Below are 406 nucleotides of genomic sequence, written 5' to 3'. Positions count from 1 at the left end.
CTTCAAATTCCAGAAACTTGATAATCAACAGGCGTGAGCATACACAATAATATAAGATTTGTTTTTAACAAAGCTGATAAAAGTATACAAGTTGAACCAATAAATTCTTCTTTGAATGATAACTCACCTGAAGCAAACTTTATTAAAGTACTTAAACAAAATAATAGGTACAATAATTTGTGGGACTATGTGCAAAATGAAGAGAACGAAATTGTTGATGAACTATGTGAACTCTACAATGATTCTAAAGAACAGGATTGGAAACCAATACACGTAATACGTTTTGTTGAAAGTAGAAGGGAGGGACATTTATCTGATATAGGAAAAATAACTCATTCGAGATTAAGAATGGGATATTGTGATTATTTTGTACACGCCTGTTGATTATCAAGTTTCTGGAATTTGA

General features: G+C 30.8%; 1 protein-coding gene. It reads left to right on the top strand.

What is annotated here, in order from left to right; genetic code table 11:
* Positions 1-33: 33 nt before the first annotated feature.
* Entirely contained in the window at positions 34-384 is a 351-nt protein-coding gene (locus tag L691_RS33285; protein ID WP_232229071.1) for a hypothetical protein, read from the top strand.
* The last annotated feature ends 22 nt before the right edge of the window (positions 385-406 follow it).

The sequence above is a fragment of the Paenibacillus zanthoxyli JH29 genome (genome assembly GCF_000520715.1).
GTDB lineage: Bacteria > Bacillota > Bacilli > Paenibacillales > Paenibacillaceae > Paenibacillus_AQ > Paenibacillus_AQ zanthoxyli.
The sequence above is the reverse complement of the archived record's forward strand: the minus strand, read 5'-3'. Positions and strand labels throughout refer to the sequence as shown.